This window comes from Pseudomonas sp. TE3644 (assembly GCF_056278815.1).
Window position 1 is genome coordinate 4,899,973 of sequence record NZ_JBWBQF010000001.1, and the last position, 20,786, is coordinate 4,920,758.

General features: G+C 59.0%; 18 protein-coding genes. 15 read left to right on the top strand and 3 right to left on the bottom strand.

What is annotated here, in order from left to right:
* The first annotated feature begins 33 nt into the window (after window positions 1–33).
* Genes ACZ9GA_RS21570 through ACZ9GA_RS21585 form a run of 4 tightly spaced genes read left to right on the top strand, consistent with a single transcriptional unit; the run spans window position 34 to window position 4,411 of the window.
* Window positions 34–1,227 carry an MFS transporter gene (locus ACZ9GA_RS21570; RefSeq protein WP_457360832.1) on the top strand — a complete coding sequence of 398 codons (1,194 nt, stop codon included), beginning with the start codon at window positions 34–36 and terminating at the stop codon, window positions 1,225–1,227.
* Window positions 1,220–2,191: a ThiF family adenylyltransferase gene (locus ACZ9GA_RS21575; protein ID WP_457360831.1), complete on the top strand. Its 972-nt coding sequence runs from the start codon at window positions 1,220–1,222 to the stop codon at window positions 2,189–2,191. The genes ACZ9GA_RS21570 and ACZ9GA_RS21575 overlap by 8 nt, the downstream gene beginning before the upstream one ends.
* Before the next feature lie 13 nt (window positions 2,192–2,204).
* Window positions 2,205–3,032 (top strand): aKG-HExxH-type peptide beta-hydroxylase, encoded by an 828-nt coding sequence (locus tag ACZ9GA_RS21580; protein WP_476227656.1) that lies wholly within the window; start codon window positions 2,205–2,207, stop codon window positions 3,030–3,032.
* 11 nt (window positions 3,033–3,043) lie between these two features.
* Window positions 3,044–4,411: an ABC transporter substrate-binding protein gene (locus ACZ9GA_RS21585; protein WP_457360829.1), complete on the top strand. Its 1,368-nt coding sequence runs from the start codon at window positions 3,044–3,046 to the stop codon at window positions 4,409–4,411.
* Between the two features lie 145 nt (window positions 4,412–4,556).
* On the opposite strand, the gene ACZ9GA_RS21590 is transcribed toward ACZ9GA_RS21585, so the two are convergent.
* Window positions 4,557–5,906, bottom strand: a complete 1,350-nt coding sequence (locus tag ACZ9GA_RS21590; protein WP_457360828.1) for a spinster family MFS transporter — start codon at window positions 5,904–5,906, stop codon at window positions 4,557–4,559.
* Window positions 5,907–6,166: 260 nt separating this feature from the next.
* Between ACZ9GA_RS21590 and ACZ9GA_RS21595 the strand changes: the two genes are divergently transcribed.
* Both ACZ9GA_RS21595 and ACZ9GA_RS21600 read left to right on the top strand, forming a co-directional pair.
* Window positions 6,167–8,434 (top strand): putative bifunctional diguanylate cyclase/phosphodiesterase, encoded by a 2,268-nt coding sequence (locus ACZ9GA_RS21595; RefSeq protein WP_457360827.1) that lies wholly within the window; start codon window positions 6,167–6,169, stop codon window positions 8,432–8,434.
* 172 nt (window positions 8,435–8,606) lie between these two features.
* Entirely contained in the window at window positions 8,607–10,742 is a 2,136-nt protein-coding gene (locus ACZ9GA_RS21600; RefSeq protein ID WP_457363676.1) for a hypothetical protein, read from the top strand.
* A gap of 108 nt (window positions 10,743–10,850) precedes the next feature.
* Here the strand turns inward: ACZ9GA_RS21600 and ACZ9GA_RS21605 are convergent, their stop codons facing one another.
* A complete protein-coding gene (locus tag ACZ9GA_RS21605) occupies window positions 10,851–11,156 on the bottom strand; it encodes a DUF2288 domain-containing protein (RefSeq protein WP_457360826.1) in 306 nt (101 codons plus the stop codon).
* Between ACZ9GA_RS21605 and ACZ9GA_RS21610 the strand changes: the two genes are divergently transcribed.
* The 6 genes from ACZ9GA_RS21610 to ACZ9GA_RS21635 all read left to right on the top strand — a co-directional run bounded on the left by ACZ9GA_RS21610 (window position 11,155) and on the right by ACZ9GA_RS21635 (window position 16,518).
* Complete coding sequence (locus ACZ9GA_RS21610; RefSeq protein ID WP_457360825.1) at window positions 11,155–11,469, top strand: hypothetical protein; 315 nt, start codon at window positions 11,155–11,157, stop codon at window positions 11,467–11,469. The two genes, ACZ9GA_RS21605 and ACZ9GA_RS21610, sit on opposite strands and share 2 nt — an antisense overlap.
* 60 nt (window positions 11,470–11,529) lie before the next feature.
* On the top strand, window positions 11,530–12,648 hold the full coding sequence (locus tag ACZ9GA_RS21615; protein WP_457360824.1) for a branched-chain amino acid ABC transporter substrate-binding protein: 1,119 nt from the start codon (window positions 11,530–11,532) through the stop codon (window positions 12,646–12,648).
* Window positions 12,649–12,875: 227 nt separating this feature from the next.
* Window positions 12,876–13,799, top strand: a complete 924-nt coding sequence (livH, locus tag ACZ9GA_RS21620) for a high-affinity branched-chain amino acid ABC transporter permease LivH (RefSeq protein WP_455921385.1) — start codon at window positions 12,876–12,878, stop codon at window positions 13,797–13,799.
* Window positions 13,796–15,052, top strand: a complete 1,257-nt coding sequence (locus ACZ9GA_RS21625; protein ID WP_457360823.1) for a high-affinity branched-chain amino acid ABC transporter permease LivM — start codon at window positions 13,796–13,798, stop codon at window positions 15,050–15,052. The genes livH and ACZ9GA_RS21625 overlap by 4 nt, the downstream gene beginning before the upstream one ends.
* The gene (gene livG / locus ACZ9GA_RS21630; protein WP_457360822.1) at window positions 15,049–15,816 is read left to right on the top strand and encodes a high-affinity branched-chain amino acid ABC transporter ATP-binding protein LivG; all 768 of its coding nucleotides are present in this window, start codon (window positions 15,049–15,051) and stop codon (window positions 15,814–15,816) included. Before ACZ9GA_RS21625 ends, livG begins: the two co-directional genes overlap by 4 nt.
* A complete protein-coding gene (locus tag ACZ9GA_RS21635) occupies window positions 15,817–16,518 on the top strand; it encodes an ABC transporter ATP-binding protein (RefSeq protein WP_027977237.1) in 702 nt (233 codons plus the stop codon).
* Between the two features lie 100 nt (window positions 16,519–16,618).
* Here ACZ9GA_RS21635 and ACZ9GA_RS21640 read toward each other — a convergent pair whose 3' ends face one another.
* Window positions 16,619–17,503, bottom strand: a complete 885-nt coding sequence (locus ACZ9GA_RS21640) for a LysR family transcriptional regulator (protein WP_457360821.1) — start codon at window positions 17,501–17,503, stop codon at window positions 16,619–16,621.
* Between the two features lie 100 nt (window positions 17,504–17,603).
* On the opposite strand from ACZ9GA_RS21640, the gene ACZ9GA_RS21645 reads away from it, so the two are divergent.
* The 3 genes from ACZ9GA_RS21645 (at window position 17,604) to ACZ9GA_RS21655 (ending at window position 20,689) form a co-directional block, all read left to right on the top strand.
* Complete coding sequence (locus ACZ9GA_RS21645) at window positions 17,604–18,203, top strand: short chain dehydrogenase (protein ID WP_457360820.1); 600 nt, start codon at window positions 17,604–17,606, stop codon at window positions 18,201–18,203.
* Window positions 18,204–18,283: 80 nt separating this feature from the next.
* A complete protein-coding gene (locus ACZ9GA_RS21650) occupies window positions 18,284–18,961 on the top strand; it encodes a COG3650 family protein (protein ID WP_457360819.1) in 678 nt (225 codons plus the stop codon).
* Window positions 18,962–19,075: 114 nt separating this feature from the next.
* Window positions 19,076–20,689: an NAD(P)/FAD-dependent oxidoreductase gene (locus tag ACZ9GA_RS21655; protein WP_457360818.1), complete on the top strand. Its 1,614-nt coding sequence runs from the start codon at window positions 19,076–19,078 to the stop codon at window positions 20,687–20,689.
* Window positions 20,690–20,786: the final 97 nt, after the last annotated feature.

The following is a 20,786-nucleotide window of genomic DNA, read 5'->3' on the forward strand; positions in this document are numbered from 1 at the left end:
GGTACAAAGCAGTTCAGAATACCAGGAGCCAACATGCGGCCCGCCCAGATTTTTATAGCCGACATTGCAAGCAAACGACTTGCGATATTCTATTTTCTTGTCACATTTTCAGTTGAACGCGGAGTATTCGTATTTTTCTTGAAAGAAAATGGATATACATTAATTGAAATTGGTTTACTACAAACTGCCTTTTCGGCTTCTCTATTTGCGTTTGAGTTGCCGAGCGGATATCTAGCCGATAGGTTTGGCCGCCTGCTGGCACTTTGTTTTGGAGGCCTGCTGGCGGCAATCAGCCTGTCGGGACAATTCCTATCCGTATCAAATTTTTCACTCTTCCTAAGCTTTTTCATTCTACACGCACTATCATTCTCACTGATTTCAGGGTCATTAAGCAGCGCCTTATATAAAAACCTAAAAGAACTCGACAACCTCCGCAGATATCCACGATATTATGCAACAATTCAATTTGCGGGGAGCCTGTCCCTAGGGCTTGCGATGATTTCCGCAGCACCGATATTAACCATGGGTGGGTGGAAGGCGGTCTATTCGGCCTCCATCCTCTTGGCCACCACTAGCGTACTTTCTCTATTGCCGCTAATTCGTACAGAAAAACTCCAGCCCTTTACAAGTGAATACGCACTGCAAATAAAAACCTTCTGGAATGAGCTCATTACTGTAGGCCCCATCGCTCTCCCATTTGCAACGATACATGCTGCAATGACCCCTTACTTTCTCTACGCCAGCTCTTCATTTCATGATTTCGGATTGAGTAAAGGCATGGCAAGCGCAGCTGTCGGCATTATAGAGATACTAAGCGCGCTGGGAGTTCTATGTCTAACTCGCCTCTTCCCCTGCCTGCCAGCCTGGGCAATACCAGCCTTGATGGCATTGACCTCAATCATAATTGCAGCTAACACACTCTACTCCCCACACCTAGCGATGGCGGCATTTTTTGCGGCCAACACCTTGACTCTGTGGGCGACAATATTAGCGAACGATTTGATCAACGCGACAATAGCATCTGAACATCTCCGAACTACGACTTTATCAGCTGCCGCCTTCATGGATATGCTATTCATTTCAGCGGGATTCATTACATATGGACTGATCGCCGAACCACACGGGCTCAACACTTCACTACTCGCCATTTCAATATTCCCTGCTGCAGGAGCTGCCATTTTCTACGCCAACACAAAAATCACAAAAAGTAGGAGCCAACATGTTTAAGCTGAATAGCGACCTCATCATCAACAATGACGGCGACCTCGTACTGCTAGGGAAGAAGTCCTACTTAATAAAAAACCCAACAAACCAGATAATCACATTTTTTCAAACGCTTCGGACAGGCATCAATGATATTGAGTTTCAAGCCTTCGAAAGCAAATCATCCCTCGCTGAAATACTGAGCAAACTCAGAGACCTCAATCTGATTATCAACATACAAAATCACCCAACAAATAAATTCACGAGCAAGAGCGACCTATTCCTCCTTCGGGCATTCGAGATTCAAGCAGGCGCAAAATCTATATTCCTGAACACTCACGTAACAATAATTGGCTGCGGCGGCGTCGGAGCAAATCTTGCTTACCACTTAACTACAACTGGCCTGAAGAAATTCGCTCTCATAGATCCCGACAACGTAGAAGAATCTAACCTTAACAGGCAGCACCCTTTCACGCCCGCAGACATTGGAAAGTCAAAAGCAAAACAATTGGAGCGTTTTATAAACGCTATCCATCCCGACGCAGACGTCATGGCAATTCCCACAAAGATTGAGACGGCATCAGACCTCAACACATTAGTACCACCGACAGACCTAATAATATGTGGAGCCGACACCCCTCCGCTTACCATAAGAAAAATCATTACAGAGCATGCAAACCTAAAAAATATTGACGTAGTTTTCTGTGGCGTTGGATATGAGGATATAAGCATAGGCCCACTGCTAACCTCAACAACAGCCAAGAGCAACTATATCGAAAGCCTGTGCAGCCTAGCAAAACATCTAAAGCTTCACTTACTCACCCCCTGCGAAGGTTCCCTTGGCTCAACCAACTCAATAGCAACTTCAGTACTTGCAACACAACTCATACACTACTATTGCTCCTCAAATTTAACCGCCATAGAGAATACTGAGCTCGTAATAGACCCATGGACCCTTAGCCTGATTCGAGAAACACCTTATGCTTAGCATCGACTTACTCATGACAAACTTTAAGCCCTCCCCTCCTCTCAACGACTTTTTGATTCGATTCCTACGAGAAACGATAAGAAGAAACGAAAAAGCTTTTTCAAAGCGATCAATATCGCTATACAAAAACACTAGCCAACAACACCATACGACCCCACCAGAAATATCGCTATTTACATCCGACTCACAACGATGGATTCGAAAACTAACGAAATCAACAATTGAAGATCTTGAAGATGCTGAAGAGTATGGCGTTACGATTCTCCCGGTGGACCCGAGGGCTTGCGACCTCACGCCGCCACGATCAGCCCTTGATACAATCCGGCAGCACTCACCACTGACATTCCATTTGATAAACACGATGGTTCGCGAAATTGTCCTTGTCGGCGGTTGCGGGTTAAGGGGGGCCTCATCGAAAAAACATCTCGGAACCATACTCGTGGGAATACGAGAAAATTCATCAACCGCCGATTGCATGGAGGCATTCACACATGAGGCATCACACATAGACTTATATATTCGTGGGTTCGCAACAGACTTTATTAAGTGCCCTAACCACTCCCTCTCCAGTCCGATAAGATCGAAATCCAGACCTGCTGATGCGGTATTGCATGCCACTTTTGTAACCGCGAGAGTAGCTCTCGCCCTCAGTGAAGTAGCGCGCCACACCCCAGACATTGAAATGAGAAACCGATGTGCAATTATCGCAACCAGAAATCTCATGCAATCGATTCAAGGAGTCGAGACACTCCAAGCAGCCGACATTCTGACGTGCACCGGAAAGAAGTTAATATCAAACATAAAATCATGGCTGGATACTTCAATCAGCCCACACACCTAGACCATTAAAGTATGCACCATAACACTAAATCAATTAGCATTGCCATCGACGCCTTTCCTTACAAAAACACCATTCATACAGCCTGCGATTATGGAGGGCAGCAGATATTTGGGAAATGCGCCTTACCCTTATTCACCTATCGCAATGGCAGACTCGTCAACCTTGCAGCAAATGCGTCGCAACTATCCAGCGACCGAAGAAGCCTGGCAATTGAACTCCGCGACGATCTTCTTTGGTCCAATGGCGCTGCAATTACAGCCCGTCACTACATTGAAGGCTTCAAGGAGATCATCCGATCACCGTCGAACCGCTTCTGCAACTTATTGTCCGACATTGCAGGTTACAAAGAATTCAGCACAGGCCAGTCAGACTATATCGGCATTACTGAGATCAACAGACGCACACTGGAACTAAAGCTTCGAAACATCAATAAATGGCTACCTGGCATGCTGAGCCAGTTCAATCTGTCCCCTCGCTGTGAAAACCCTGAACTCAGTGCCGGCCCCTACCGCATTGAAAGGCAATCATCTACACTTATAGAACTCATCAAGAATAAATGGCACCACGCTCACACTCAATCAACTGCAGACAGATTGGTATTTGTAAACTACGCCCCTTATCACGATCGCTCAGCTTGCATAGACGATTATTACAGGGGAACCATAGACATAACATGCGACACAGTAATGAGATTCGGGGATTACAAACATCACAGAAAATCAGACGAATTTCATACAACCCCCACTAACCTCGGAGTTTTCTTAGTACCTGGCACACACTTCTTCAAACTTCCTGCCATCGTTCGGAAAACCTTATCACGCGCAATTGACAGACACGAAATCAGCGATGCACTAATGGGCCTTGCCAGACCTCTTTCAAGCTACACCGGTCTGTACACCCAGCAGCCATCGACCCCCTACCAGCCTTGTGCGCAATTTCAAAAATACGAAATCACAATTACTTACGATGAATTCTATCCAAACCTAATCATTGCCGGCATTTTAAAGGCGCAACTACGAAAAATAGGAATAATGGCAAACCTTAAGGCTGTAACGTTCGGCGACTGGTCCGCGACATCGGAGTTAAGACTTACAATAAATGCACCCTCAATGTATGGCCCCTTGGGGTTTTACAAAGCGGATCTATTCAAAGGCCACCTCAACGACGAAGCGCTTGCGCATGCGAAGATCTTATACTCTATCTACTTAAGCAATCTCAGCGCTGACGTAGAAGCTACTGCCGCAGCAGGAATGGAAAAAATCATCTCAGACGAAGGGCTATCCATCCCTTTGGTGACCCTGCCTACCGCCGCGCTAGTAAGGAGAGGAATTTGCCCCAAGTCGTTCTATGAGATAGGAGCACCTGTAAAGTTGTGTTAACTGCAAATGTGTCCTCTGGTTGATTTTGAATGACCCTCCTAGAATCGAACGCCGCCGTGGCGCCTCAAGCGCCCCGGCGGTATTGCATTATTCAATGTAGCGACCACTCATATTGTCGAGTTTCATTTAAACATCGACACTCTCACTAAAGCCCCACTACCAACCCGGACTGCGAACAGGACACCACCATCCCCTCCTTCATCCGCTGCGCATCGCGCTTGAAGCTGCGCGCCGCCATCGCCAGAAACACCAGCGTCAACACCAGCGCCACCGGTATCGCCAGCATCGCGTCATGCAGCCCCTCCGCCTTGAACACCTCAGTCATCTCACTGGCCCCGGCCGCCGCCATGGCCTGATGGGCAAAACGATCACTGAGCAACCCCGCCGCCACCGGCCCCATCGACCCGCCCAGCAAATACAGCCCGGCAAAGAACAACGCCATGGCCGTGGCACGCATGCGCGGGTGCACCACTTCCAGAATCGCCGTGTAAGCGCAGGTATAAAAGGCGTAGCTGAAGAACCAGCCCAGCCCGAACACCGTGACGAACAGGCCGATATCGATACGCCCCGCCATCAGCGCCCAGGCCGTGGCGCTGGCCGCCACCACCATACAACTGGCGGCCAGCACCAGCCGGCCATTGGCCAGGCGTTGCTGGACCTTGTCGGCCACCCAGCCGCCCAGGGTCAGGCCCACCAGGCCGGTGACGCCGACGATGACACCGGTGGACACCGCCGCCTGATGCAGCGGCAAATGGAAGTAGCGCTGCAGCAGCGGCACCATGAAGCTGTTGCAGGCATAGGTGGCAAAGTTGAATGCCAGGCCTGCCAGCACCAGCCAGCAGAAGGTAGGGATCGCCAGCAACCGGCGCAGCGGCCGGTCCAGCGGTTGCTGCGACACCGGCTCCGCCTCGGCCGCGCCACGGGCCGGTTCGCGGATGCCGAACATGAACAGCGCCAGCAACAGCCCCGGCACCGCCGCGACGAAGAACGGCGCACGCCAGTTGCCGAAGAACTCGACCATGGCGCCGATGGTGAAGAACGCCAGCAGCAGGCCCAGCGGCAGCCCCAGCATGAAAATGCCCATGGCCCGACCGCGCCGCTGGGGCGGGAACAGGTCGCCGATCAACGAGTTGGCCGCGGGCGCGTAGCTGGCCTCGCCAATGCCGATGCCCATGCGCACCAGCAGGAATGTCCAGAAACCGCCGACAAAACCGTTCACCGCAGTCAGGGCACTCCACACCGCCAGCCCCCACCCCATCATCTTGCGGCGCGAACCACGGTCGGCCATGCGCCCCAGCGGGATACCCGCCACCGCGTACACCAAGGTGAACGCCGTGCCGACGATCCCCAGTTCGAAATCGCTCAGGTGCCACTCCATGCGCAACGGCTCGATGATGATCGCCGGGATGGTGCGGTCGAAGAAATTGAACAGGTTGGCCAGGAACAGCAGGAACAGAATGCGCCACGCATGGGGCGCCTGGGCAGGGGATGACATGATGGGCACTCGCTGTTTTTGTTGTTGTGGGCCAGATGAAATCTAGAAGGTGAATGGGCAAATGTCGGCAGCATCAGCTAGCGTGATGGTAGGGCATAGCCAGTAGCCTGGCGGCAGCGGCTACGGGGTTATTGCGATTGGCTATGTATCCGATTCCGAAATGATTAGCAGCACTTTGCCAGTAGTCAGAGGCAACCTTCTATACTGCTCCCAACTCGCCACCCTCGGGTGGCATGGGAGTGTTCGGCCAGAGGCACGCTATGGATTGGCTTGGTTTACATTTCATCGGGGACCTGCCAGACCACGGGCAGATCCTGCTCAATTGCAGCCACAATCCGTTCCTGGTCTTGCTGGCCTACCTGGTGGCCTGCTGCGGCAGCTTCGCCACCCTGGACATGGCCGAACGCATCAGCCATGTCGAACGGCCGTCGGCCCGCCATCAATGGCGCTGGATCGGCGCCCTTTGCCTGGCCGGCGGCATCTGGGCCATGCATTTCATCAGCATGCTGGCCTTCCAGACACCGGTGGAAATGCACTTCGACCTGCCGGTGACCGTGGTGTCGCTGCTGATCGCGTTGGTGGCCGGGCTGCTGGCCATGAGCACCCTGAGCCGCGAAAACATCAAGCTGTTCGACTATTTCAAGAGCGCCATCGGCATCGGCCTGAGCATTGCCGGCATGCACTACGTGGGCATGATCGCCATGCGCTCGAACGCCACCCAGTACTTCGAGCCCTGGCTGTTTGGCCTGTCGATCGTGGTGGCCATCGCCGCCAGTTTCGCCGCGCTGCTGCTGGCGCGGCACTTTCGCGAAGGCAGCGGCACCTTCCACCAACTGCTCAAATACAGCGCCAGCCTGCTGATGGGTGCAGGCATTGTCGCCACGCACTTCCTGGGCATGTGGTCGCTGGTCATGGCCGTGCCGCAGGGCAGCCCGCTGCACGCGCCAATGGTCGACAACAGCCTGGAGCTGGGCCTGACCGTGGCCTTCATTACCTTGTTGATCATTGCCAGCAGCCTCAGCGCAGCGCTGGCCGACAAGAAGCTGCAAAGCAAGGAACACGACCTGCGACGGGTCAACGCCCTGCTCAGCCAGCTGGACCAGGCGCGGATGTCGCTGCAGCAAGTGGCCCACTACGACGCCCTGACCAACCTGATCAACCGCCGCGGTTTCAACCAGCTGTTCGGCGAAAAGCTGATCGAACAGAAGCTCAGCGGCGGCATGCTGGCGGTGATGTTCCTGGACATCGACCATTTCAAGCGCATCAACGACAGCCTCGGCCACGACGCAGGCGACGAACTGCTCAAGGTGATCGCCAGCCACATCAAGGGCGCCACCCGCAGCCATGCCGACGTGGTGGCGCGGTTCGGCGGCGACGAGTTCTGCATCCTGATTACCATGAACAACCGCGATGAGGCCCGAAACATGGCCCAGCGCATCATGCAGAAAATGAAGGAGCCCATCGACCTGGCCGGCCGGCGCATGGTGATGACCACCAGCATCGGCATCAGCGTGTTCCCGGATGACGGCGACACCTGCGACGAATTGCTCAAGCACGCGGACCTGGCCCTGTACCAGTCCAAGGGCGCGGGGCGCAATTCACTGCATTTTTTCAGCGCCAACCTGCGCACCAAGGCCACCCTGGAGCTGCAACTGGAAGAAGAGCTGCGCAACGCCCTGCGCGCCGGCAACGAGCTGGAACTGTTCTACCAGCCAATTTTCGACCTGCGCAGCGGGCACGTGGCCAAGCTCGAAGCGCTGATCCGCTGGCGCCACCCCGAACACGGCCTGCTGACGCCGGACCGTTTCATCGCCATCGCCGAAGCCAATGGCCTGATTGCAGAGCTTGACCACTGGGTGCTCAAGCGCGCCTGCCGCGACCTCTCGCACCTGGGCCACAACGGCTGCGAACAGCTGAAGATCACCGTCAACTGCTCGGCCCTGAACCTGGCGCGCGAAGAGCTGGTGGCCGAAATACGCGAGGCCCTGGCCGACGCTGGCGTGGCGCCGCACCGCCTGGAGTTGGAGGTGACCGAGAACGCGCTGATGGGCAATATCGCCACCACCATCAACCTGCTGTCACAGATCCGCGCGCTGGGGGTGTCGCTGTCCATCGACGACTTCGGCACCGGTTATTCCTCGCTGGCCTACCTCAAGCGCCTGCCGCTGGACACGCTGAAGATCGACCGCTCGTTCATCCAGGACATTCCCCGCTCGGCAGCCGACATGGAGATTGTCCAGGCCATTATCGTCATGGCCCACACCCTGCACTTGCAGGTGGTTACCGAGGGCGTGGAAACCGTGCAGCAGTACGAATTCCTCAGCCGCTACGGGTGCGACTACGTGCAGGGCTATCTGCTCAGCCGCCCCGTGCCCCTTTCCGAGTTGCGACCCATCCTTGACCACTTGAACGAACGGCGCAGCAGCACCGGGGCCGAGAGCAATTTCCCGGTACCGGCCCGTACCACCGATGAGCGCGTGGTTCGCGACCTGTTCGCCGACGTTCCCAGCGCTCGCCCGGCCAGGTAACCCCCTAGAGGGGCCAGGGTAAACCCCTATCGCTGCCAGGCAGGGTGCGCTGTAAAGTCGCGCCTCTCATTTTCGTGATGGCGCGTTGATATCGATTGTACGCGCCTCCTGCCCAGGCCGACTCCGCCCCATGAATTCCAAGAACAACGCCGCTCCGGCGGCCCTCGAACCAATGACCGTGCCCCTCTGCGAGCCCCTGCAAGGCGGCTACCTGCCCAAGCCCGCCAGCGCGCAGCAGTACCTGTACTACACCGAAACCGACACCCAGCGCATCCTCGACAACCTCGACGGCCTGCGCGACATGGTGTTCCCCCACGCGGTGCTGCAGGAGGACGACGGCCAACCGCGCCGCGACCAAGAATTCCCCTCGGTGTGCCTGATCGGTCTGGGCCGTTGCGGCTCCAACATCGCCCTGGACGTGGCAGAGCTGGTGTACAACGCCCGCACGTTCTACCTCAACGAGTTCAACAACCCGAACATCGATACAGAAAAGTCCTACAGCCCGGCCCGATGGATTCAGAACAACCTGCGCCTGGGCGGCGGCAAGGCCAACAAGCCGGTGTTCCTGGTGGAACCGCTGGTGATGCTCGGCGACCTGGACAAAGACATTGCCGGGCGCATCCGCTTCTCGCGCAAGGCCGAAAAAAGCGGCTTCATCCGCGACTACAGCAAGATGAAGATCATGGACCTGTCGGAGGTGCACGCCGGCGGCGCCGGCAACGCGCCGATCCTGGGCCAGTACCTGGCCAAGATCATCCTCAACAAGGACACCGAGCGCTTTTCCAGCGCCGACTGGAAGCTGATCCACTCCTACCTGATCGACTCCTGCGGCATCAAGGCCAACCAGTCGCGCCTGTACTTTTACATCTTCAGTGCAGGCGGCGGTACCGGCTCGGGCATGGCCTCGGAGTTCGGCCTGGCCCAGCAATACTCGTACATGAACAAGACGTTCGATACGAAGCCTGCCGACGAGAACGACGGCAAGAGCGGCCATTCCTTCGTATTCGAGCCCATCTTCACCAGCGGCATCTGCGTGCTGCCGAACATTTCCGATCACCGCAGCGAAATGTCCGAAGCCCTGCACATCAATGCCGGACGGCTGTTGTGCAAATACCTGTCCGAGGAATGGGATTTCTCCTACAACTTCGATGACGATGACAGCAGCGAAGCCAGCGTCATGGGCCGTATCCGCCCCTGGAACGCGATGATGCTGATCTCCAACGACATCATGCGCTACGCCGAAGAAAGCGACGACGGCACCATCCATAACATCGATGTCAACGCCATGGAGAAGCACGCCAACCAGTACATCTCCCAGCAGATCTTCAACATCCTCACGGCCCAGGCGGTGACCACCGACTACGACCAGAACTATTTCCGCCGCGCCGGCATCGACATCGGCGAAACCATCCGCCTGGACGCCAATGACCTGTTCATGAGCCTGGCCGGCCCGGTGGCCATTGCCTACGCCGAATCGGTGGTACCGGAAACCCCAGCGCCCAGCGGCGACAAATTCAAAGTGTTCGAGAAGGAGCAGCCGCGCCTGGACATCGACGACCTGTTCTTCCGCAGCATCGACCTGCCGCATTTCAACCAGATGACCCAGGCCATCGAAGGCATCAGCCTGCTGCCCATCGAGTCACGCCGCTACCGGGCGGCGCTGGAGCAATACCAGGCCTCGGGCTACGACGCGGCCGCCTTGCACGACCTGCATTTCTTCAAGAACTGCTCGTCGGTGGTGTCCATCGTGTCGCTGCCCAAAGACTACAAACTGTCCTACATGGACCTGAACCGGCTCAAGACCCACCTCAACAGCCTGTTCCCCAACACCACGCTCAAGCGCTACGCACTGGTGATCGGCGCCTCGGCCAACCTGTCGTTGACCACCCTGATCGCCAAGAGCCCCTGCCTGTCGGATGATTTCCTGACCCTGATCGTGGCGTTCATCAAGCGCTGCTTTGCGCGCAATTCGTACCGTTTCGACGACACCCTGGACAACGCCATCCTGGATTACATCGTCAGCGACGAGTTCGACGAAGGGCACCTCGACGAATTGCTCAACGAATTCGAAAACCCGGCCAAGATCCTTGATACCAACTGGTACGCAATCAAACCAATGTACGAGAAGAAGTATCGAGAGTTGATCAACGACAAAAGCAAATTTGTGTCGATTAATGACATTCGCTTGTCGCGCGAATGCGTGAAGAAGGCGGTGAAGTATCTGCGCGAGATCTACCGCCACCGCATTGGCAAGACGCGGGTGATTTCGCTGAACAACCACACCGGCAAAACCGATTACATCGATTAAACACAACCCCTGTAGCAGCGGCCGCCAGGTCGCGTCCAGCCGCACAGTCGGGGTGACGCCGGACGCCGCCTGCGGCAGCTGCTACAGAGCACCAAAAAAGTGCGCCAATTACTCCGCTGCCCTTTCCTGGATCAGCACCCACGGCGACACCACCACCGCCCACAGCGTCGGCTCGCGTTCCACACAGTCCAGCGCCTGCGACTCAGACACCTTGCCGAGCAAACCGGCATCCATCCATTGCTTCACTTTCGCGCCGTCATCCGTGGCCACGGCTTCGGCGGCAGCGACCAAATCCAGCGCAGGCTCGACCCACAACAGGGCACCGCGGGCAAAAAACGGTTGCAGCTCCTGCCATCCGATTACGGCAGTCTCGCCGAGCAGCTTGGCATAGAGGGTGCTAGGTTGTTCAGTCATGGGTTTCACCAAAAAGAAATTCTGGGCCAATGATAACGCCCGGATTCACGCGGAAAAACCCGGTTTCAAATATGTGATTGATTGGCAAGTTCGGAAAGCCAAGGATGACGACCCGCTGCAGGGGTTTGCGCCGCCGTTTTTCTGTAACTTCCTGTCGATAAAGCGACACCCTGGCCATTTGCCCCCAGGCGCCAGCTTTTCAATGGAACAAGCGGCGCTCTACACTGTACCGGTACAGTTGACGGGGGCTGATCGGGGGTGTTTGCCGTTCGCCGGGCAGTCGTGGACACACACGACACCGGTATCGACATGACCCGGTCCTGCAGCTTTCGCGGCAAGACTATAAAAAATACAACAGTTAGAGTGGAGCATTATGACTAAGCAGATTTCCAAGCTGTTCGCCGCACTGGTTCTGGCGGGGGTTGCCAGCCATTCGTTCGCCGCAGACACCATCAAAATCGGCATCGCCGGCCCTAAAACCGGCGCTGTGGCCCAATACGGCGACATGCAGTTCGCTGGCGCGAAAATGGCCATCGAGCAGATCAACGCCAAGGGCGGTGTCGACGGCAAGAAGCTTGAAGCCGTCGAATACGACGATGCCTGCGACCCGAAACAAGCGGTAGCGGTCGCGAACAAAGTGGTCAACGACGGCGTCAAGTTCGTGGTCGGCCACCTGTGCTCCAGCTCCACCCAGCCGGCTTCGGACATCTACGAAGACGAAGGCGTGATCATGATCACCCCTGCCGCCACCAGCCCCGACATCACCACCCGCGGCTACAAGATGGTGTTCCGCACCATCGGCCTGGACAGCGCGCAAGGCCCTGCGGCCGGCAACTACATTGCCGACCACGTGAAGCCGAAAATCGTTGCGGTCATCCACGACAAGCAGCAGTACGGCGAAGGCATCGCCACCGCGGTCAAGAAGACCCTGGAAGGCAAGAACGTGAAAGTGGCCGTGTTCGAAGGCATCAACGCCGGCGACAAGGACTTCTCGTCGCTGATCGCCAAGCTGAAACAGGCCAACGTCGACTTCGTCTACTACGGCGGCTACCACCCGGAGCTGGGCCTGATCCTGCGCCAGGCCAAGGAAAAAGGCCTGAACGCCAAGTTCATGGGCCCTGAAGGCGTGGGTAACGACTCCATCTCGCAAATCGCCCAGGGCGCTGCCGAAGGCCTGCTGGTGACCCTGCCGAAATCCTTCGACCAGGACCCATCGAACGTCGCCCTGGTTGATGCCTTCAAGGCCAAGAAGCAGGACCCGAGCGGCCCGTTCGTGTTCCCGTCCTACTCGGCCGTGGAAGTGATTGTTGACGGCATCAAGGCCGCCAAGAGCGAAGACCCCGCCAAGGTGGCCGAAGCCATTCACGCCGGCACCTTCAAAACCCCGACTGGCGACCTGAGCTTCGACGCCAAGGGCGACCTGAAAGACTTCAAATTCGTGGTCTACGAATGGCACTTCGGCAAGCCGAAGACCGAAGTCAGCCCTCAGTAAGCGCTGTTTGACACGCCAACAAGCCCACTGCGCAAGCAGTGGGCTTTGTTTTACGAGGTAATGGGGCGCGCTTTCCGCGATCCGGAAGGCGGCTCACCTGAAAATCTTAAAACCGTCACCAGCGGTTCGCTGGCATAAAACTCCGCACCTGTGCCCCGGCCAGGCGTGCGAGCGGGAAAATGACTCCACCAGTGAAATGCGTATCAGGTTTTTAGGAGCGCGCGGTAATGCCTGACATCTATCACTTCTTCCAACAGCTGGTTAACGGCCTGACCGTTGGCAGCACGTATGCTTTGATCGCCATTGGCTACACAATGGTTTACGGCATCATTGGAATGATCAACTTCGCCCACGGCGAGGTCTACATGATCGGCTCGTACGTGGCGTTCATCGCCATCGCCGGCCTGGCCATGCTGGGCCTGGACAACGTACCCCTGCTGATGACCGCGGCGTTCTGCGCCAGCATCGTCGTCACCAGTGCCTATGGCTACAGCATCGAACGGATCGCCTACCGCCCCCTGCGCGGCAGCAACCGTCTGATCCCGCTGATCTCGGCCATCGGCATGTCGATCTTTTTGCAGAACACGGTTCTGCTCTCGCAAGACTCCAAGGACAAATCGATTCCCAACCTGATCCCGGGCAACCTCAGCTTCGGGCCAGGGGGGGCACAGGAAGTGCTGATCTCCTACATGCAGATCGTGGTGTTCGTGGTGACCCTGGTCGCCATGCTGGGCCTGACCCTGTTCATCTCCCGCTCCCGCCTGGGCCGCGCCTGCCGCGCCTGCGCCGAGGACATGAAGATGGCCAACCTGCTGGGCATCAACACCAACAACATCATCGCCCTGACCTTCGTCATCGGCGCGGCCCTGGCCGCCATCGCCGCGGTGCTGTTGAGCATGCAATACGGGGTGATCAACCCCAACGCCGGCTTCCTGGTGGGCCTGAAGGCCTTCACCGCGGCCGTGCTGGGCGGTATCGGCAGCATCCCGGGCGCCATGCTCGGCGGGCTGGTATTGGGCGTGGCCGAAGCCTTCGGCGCCGATGTGTTCGGCGACCAGTACAAGGATGTGGTGGCGTTCGGCCTTTTGGTATTGGTGCTGCTGTTCCGGCCAACCGGGATTCTCGGCCGTCCGGAGGTTGAAAAAGTATGACTCGGAATCTCAAATCGGCGTTCTTCAGCGCCTTGCTGGTGTGGGCCGTGGCCTACCCGGTGCTGGGCTTGAAACTATCCATCGTCGGCATCAACCTGGAAGTGCATGAAACCAGCACCACCACCCTGGTGGTGATTGCCCTGTGCTCGGCCCTGATGTTTTTGCGCGTGCTGTTCAACCAGCAGATCAGTTCGGCCATGAAATCGGCGCCGCGCCCTTCCCTGCTGCCCGCCGGTGCCGGTGACTTCCTGACCCGACCCAAGACCCAGCGCTGGATCATGCTGGCGCTGATCGCGGCGGCATTCGTGTGGCCGTTCTACGGCTCGCGCGGGGCGGTGGACATCGCCACCCTGATCCTGATCTACGTGATGCTGGGCCTGGGCCTGAACATCGTGGTGGGCCTGGCCGGCTTGCTGGACCTGGGCTACGTGGGCTTCTACGCGGTGGGTGCCTACACCTACGCGCTGCTGTCGCACTACTACGGCTTCAGCTTCTGGATCTGCCTGCCGCTGGCGGGTTTGGCGGCGGCCACCTTCGGCTTCCTGCTGGGCTTCCCGGTGCTGCGCCTGCGCGGTGACTACCTGGCCATCGTGACCCTGGGCTTCGGTGAAATCATCCGCCTGTTTCTGCGTAACCTCACCGACCTTACCGGTGGCCCCAACGGCATCAGCAACATCCCCAAGCCGACCCTGTTCGGGCTGTCGTTCGACCGTTCCGCCGCCGATGGCGCGCAGACGTTCTACGAATATTTCGGGATGACCTACAACCCGGTCGGCAAGGTGATCTTCCTCTACCTGGTGGCCCTGCTGCTGGCCCTGGCCGCACTGTTCATCATCAACCGCCTGCTGCGCATGCCCATTGGCCGTGCCTGGGAAGCGCTGCGTGAAGACGAGATTGCCTGCCGCGCGCTGGGCCTGAACCCCACCATCATCAAGCTCTCGGCCTTTACCCTGGGCGCCAGCTTCGCTGGTTTCGCCGGCAGCTTCTTCGCTGCGCGCCAAGGCCTGGTGACGCCCGAGTCGTTCACCTTCATCGAGTCGGCCATCATCCTGGCCATCGTGGTGCTGGGTGGCATGGGCTCGCAACTGGGCGTGATCCTGGCGGCGATCGTGATGATCCTGCTGCCGGAAATGATGCGTGAGTTCAGCGATTACCGCATGTTGATGTTCGGCGCCATGATGGTGCTGATGATGATCTGGCGTCCTCAAGGTTTGTTGCCGATGCAGCGCCCCCACATGGAGCTGCGAAAATGACGCAGAACATTCTCGAAGTAAGCGGCCTGAGCATGCGTTTCGGCGGCCTGCTGGCCGTCAACGGCGTGGGCCTGAGCGTCAAGGAAAAGCAGGTGGTGGCCCTGATCGGCCCCAACGGCGCCGGCAAGACCACGGTGTTCAACTGCCTGACCGGTTTCTACAAGCCCACCGGCGGCACCATCCTGCTGGACGGCCAGCCCATTCAGGGCATGCCGGGCCATCAGATCGCCCGCAAGGGTGTGGTGCGGACCTTCCAGAACGTGCGGCTGTTCAAGGACATGACCGCCGTGGAAAACCTGCTGATTGCCCAGCACCGCCACCTGAACACCAACTTCCTGGCGGGCCTGTTCAAGACCCCCGCGTTCCGCAAAAGCGAGCGCGAGGCCATGGAGTACGCCGAGTTCTGGCTGGAAAAGGTCAACCTCAAGGAGTTCGCCAACCGCCCGGCCGGCACCCTGGCCTACGGTCAGCAACGCCGCCTGGAAATCGCCCGTTGCATGATGACGCGCCCGCGCATCCTGATGCTCGACGAGCCCGCCGCCGGCCTCAACCCGCGCGAGACCGACGACCTCAAGGCGCTGATCGCCACCCTGCGCCAGGAGCACAACGCCACGGTGTTGCTGATTGAGCACGACATGAAACTGGTCATGAGCATTTCCGACCATATCGTGGTGATCAACCAGGGCACGCCGCTGGCCGATGGCACGCCCGAGCAGATCCGTGACAATCCTGAAGTGATCAAAGCCTACCTGGGGGAAGCGTAAATGCTGCAGTTCGAAAACGTTTCCACCTTCTACGGCAAGATCCAGGCGCTGCACAGCGTCAACGTCGAGGTGAAGCAGGGCGAGATCGTCACCCTGATCGGTGCCAACGGCGCCGGCAAGTCGACCTTGCTGATGACCCTGTGCGGCTCGCCCCAGGCCCACTCCGGCAGCATCCGTTACATGGGTGAAGAGCTGGTGGGCCAGGACAGCGCGCAGATCATGCGCAAGAGCATCGCCGTGGTGCCTGAAGGCCGCCGGGTGTTTGCCCGCCTGACCGTGGAGGAGAACCTGGCCATGGGCGGGTTCTTCACCGACAAGGGCGACTACCAGGCGCAGATGGACAAGGTGTTGCAACTGTTCCCGCGCCTCAAGGAACGCTTCAACCAGCGCGGCGGCACCATGTCCGGTGGCGAACAGCAGATGCTGGCCATCGGTCGCGCACTGATGAGCAAGCCCAAGCTGTTGCTGCTTGACGAGCCATCGCTGGGCCTGGCGCCGATCATCATCCAGCAGATCTTCGACATCATCGAACAACTGCGCAAGGATGGCGTGACGGTGTTCCTGGTGGAGCAGAACGCCAACCAGGCGCTGAAGATTGCGGACCGGGCCTATGTATTGGAGAACGGCCGGGTGGTGATGCAAGGCACCGGCGAGGCGCTGCTCAACGACCCGAAAGTGCGCGACGCTTACCTGGGCGGATAACCTCGCCATTACCGTAGGCGCTGCCGCAGGCTGCGCTGGCCCTATGCCTCACCGGAGATTTCCGGTGTATCCAAGGGCCAGCGCAGCCTGGCGGCAGCGGCTACAGGGTGGCCCAGGCAATCAGGTATTGGGCCAGCACCTCTACCCGCCGGGGCAATCCGCCCTGGTAGGGATGCACCAAGTACAACGGCGTGCTGGCGGTCTGATAACCCTTCAGCAACGCCACCAACCGTCCCTCCCCCAGTTCCGCGTGCAACATGTACGACGGCAGCCTTGCCACCCCCGCCCCGACCAGCACCGCCTTCTTCAATAAGCTGTAATGATTGCTGGCAAACGGCCCCGACACCGCCACGCGAATCAGTTCGTGATGCTGGTGATAGCGCCACTCCTCCCGCCCCCGGTAATGACTGTTGAGCAGGCACGCGTGCGTGCTCAAATCCTGCGGCGTGACCGGCGCTGGATGCCGTGCCAGGTACGCAGGGCTGGCACAGGTGATCTCCTGCATGGTCAGCAGAGGCCGCGCTACCAGTCGTTCGTCGTTGGCCACGGTTTCGCGGATGGCCAGGTCGAAGCCCTCGCGGGCCAAGTCTCGGTAGCCATTGCTCAGGTCCAGTTCCAGGCTGATCTGCGGGTAGTCGCGGGCGAACTCCAGCAACAGCCCTTCGAAGAAGGTTTCACCCAATGACACTGGCACAGTCAGGCGCACCGGCCCTGCCAGTTCGTCCTTGAGCAGCGCCAGGGCCTGATGCGCGCGCTCCATTTGCGCCACCAGCGCCCGCGCCTCAGGCAACAGGGCAGCGCCGGCCGCCGTCAGGCTCAGGCGCCGTGTGCTGCGGTGCAGCAACTGCACGCCATGGCTGCTTTCCAGGCCACTGATGCGCTTGGACAACTGCCCCTTGCTCCAGCCCAACTGCTGCGCAGCACGGGTGAAGCTGCCCGCTTCGATCAGCACGGCGAAGGCCGCCAGGTCATCCAGCTCGCTCATGGATTGTTTCCATATGAAAACCAAAGGTTGCCTATTAGAGGGATTATCAGAAAAAAGCAAATCCCTACACTGACAGCACACCCACTGAAGGACACCCACCATGAAGATTCTGTTGATCGGTGCCAGCGGCACTGTCGGTTCCGCCGTTGCCACTGAACTTGCCCAACGCCACGACGTGATCCGCATTGGCCGCAACAGCGGCGAGTTGCAGGTGGATATCAGCGACCCGGCATCCATCCGCCGTCTGTTCGAACAAACCGGTCGCTTCGACGCCCTGGTCAGCGCCGTGGGCAGTGTCACCTTCAAGGCCTTGGGCGAGATGACGGACGATGATTTCAGCCTGGGCCTGCAGAACAAGTTGATGGGCCAGGTGAACCTGCTGTTGATTGGCCGCGAGTTTGCCAACGACGGCGCGTCGTTCACCCTGACCTCGGGCATCCTCAACCGCGACCCGATCCGCACCGGGGCGTCGGCGGCGATGGTCAACGGGGCGCTGGATGCCTTCGTCAAGGCGGCTGCCATCGAGTTGCCGCGTGGCCTGCGGGTGAATGCCGTGAGCCCCACGGTGCTGGAGGAAGCCATGGGCAGCTATGCGCCGTATTTCCGCGGCTACAAGCCGGTACCGGCCGCCGAGGTGGCGTTGGCCTACGCCAAAAGCGTCGAAGGCCTGCAGACTGGCCAGGTGTTCATCGTCGGATAAAGCCTCGCCACCCACAGGGTTGTGCGCACAATTTTCACTTCTGCTGTGCTACGGTGCCCCCACTTACCAGGAGGCCCCCGATGCGCGTTGCCCGTTCTCTGCTGTACGTTGCCCTGCTGCCGCTGTTCGCCGGCTGCCAACTGTTCGCTTCCGCCCCCAGCCAACCGTCCACTGCCGGCATGACCCGCATGCAGGGCGTGCTGATGGGCGACAACGGCAAGCTGCTGTTCCAGCCGTGTGGCGAGCAGCGTCACTACGCCGTCACCGATGTCGGCCAGACCGGCGTGCTGCAGGAAGCCGCAGGCATCGTCGGCAAATCCGGCCAGGTGTACGCCGACGTGCGTGGGCGCTTCGAGGCCAGCAAGTCCAAAGGCATGGACGGCACCATCGACCTGCACCAGTTCTATCGCCTGGAACGCTCCGCCGCCTCCTGCAACGACCCCAACTTCAAACTGCTGACCCTGCGTGCAGCGGGCACCGAACCCAGCAAATGGGAGCTGCGCGCCAGCGGCAAGGGCCTGGAACTGAGCCGTGCCGACCAGCCACCGCTGGCCGTGCCTTTCGTGGAAGAAACCTTGCCCGATGGCCGCCTGAGCCTGAGCACCGAGGCCAACGGCCTGCATGTGGAACTGTGGGTGGCACCACAGCGCTGCGTGGACCCGACCACCGGCAGCGTGCAGCAGATGACGGCTGAATTGCGCGTCAATGACCAGCCTTACCGGGGCTGCGCCTACTTCGGTGGCGCCCGCAACGACTGAATGTTGTGCCGTCAGGCGGTTAAAACCTGACGGCAACCCCTCGCAAGCGCTTATAATGGCCGGTTAGTGCAAAGCTGCCGGGTCAACCCTGTGGCCCGGATATTGGACCCTGTCATGTTACGAATCACCGAACTCAAATTGCCCCTGGACCACGCCGACGAGGCGCTGCGCCCGGCCATCGTGCAGCGCCTGGGGATCGCCGACGCCGATCTGCTGGACTTCACCCTGTTCAAGCGCAGCTACGACGCGCGCAAAAAGAACAGCGAGCTGCAATTCATCTACACCATCGACCTGAGCGTGCGTGATGAAGCCGCCGTGCTGGCGCGCTTCGCCGAAGACCGCAACGTCGGCCCCGCGCCGGACGTCAGCTACAAAGTGGTGGGCCACGCCCCCGAAGGCCTGACCGAGCGCCCACTGGTGGTGGGCTTTGGCCCATGCGGCATCTTCGCCGCCCTGCTGCTGGCGCAGATGGGCTTCAAGCCGATCGTGCTGGAACGCGGCAAGGAAGTGCGCCAGCGCACCAAGGACACCTGGGGCCTGTGGCGCAAAAGCGTGCTCAACGCCGAGTCCAACGTGCAGTTTGGTGAGGGCGGCGCCGGTACCTTCTCCGACGGCAAGCTGTACAGCCAGATCAAGGACCCGCTGCACCACGGCCGCAAGGTGCTGCACGAGTTCGTCAAATCCGGTGCGCCGGAAGAGATCCTCTACGTCAGCAAACCGCACATCGGCACCTTCCGTCTGACCGGCATGGTGGAAACCATGCGCCAGGAGATCGAAGCCCTGGGCGGCGAGATCCGTTTCGAGAACAAGGTCACCGACCTGCTGATCGACAACGAACAGCTGCAAGGCGTGGTGCTGGAAAACGGCGAGCAGTTGATGTCCCGCCACGTAGTCATGGCCCTGGGCCACAGCGCCCGCGACACGTTCCGCATGCTGCACGCCCGTGGCGTGTTCATGGAAGCCAAGCCGTTCTCCATCGGTTTCCGCATCGAGCACCCGCAAGGCCTGATCGACCAGGCGCGCCTGGGCAAGTACGCCGGCCACCCGAAACTGGGCGCCGCCGACTACAAGCTGGTGCACCACGCCAAAAACGGCCGCTCGGTGTACAGCTTCTGCATGTGCCCGGGCGGTACCGTGGTAGCCGCTACCTCGGAGCCGGGACGCGTGGTCACCAACGGCATGAGCCAGTACTCGCGCAACGAGCGCAACGCCAACTCGGGCATCGTGGTGGGCATCACCCCCGAGGTGGACTACCCGGGCGGCCCACTGGCCGGTATCGAGCTGCAGGAAAAGCTGGAGTCCACCGCCTACCTGCTGGGTGGCAGCAACTACCAGGCACCGGCACAGCTGGTCGGCGATTTCATCGCCAACACGCCGTCCACGGCACTGGGCGATGTGGAGCCTTCCTACAAGCCGGGCGTGTCCCTGGGTGACCTGGCGCTGTCGCTGCCTGACTTCGCCATCGAAGCCATCCGCGAAGCGCTGCCGGCGTTCGACAAGCAGATCCGCGGCTTCGCCCGCCCGGACGCGATCCTTACCGGCATCGAAACCCGTACCTCGTCGCCGCTGCGCATCACCCGCAACGCCGAGTACCAGAGCCTGAACCTCAAGGGCCTGTTCCCGGCCGGTGAAGGTGCTGGTTACGCGGGCGGCATTCTGTCGGCAGGCGTTGACGGTATCCGTATCGCCGAAGCCGTGGCGCGCAGCATGCTGGGCCTGAACGCCTAAGCCCGTAGCCGCTGCCGCCAGGCTGCGCTGGCCCTGTGCCTCGCTGGAGCTTTCCGGTGTACAGGCGGGCCAGCGCAGCCTGCCGGCAGCGGCTACA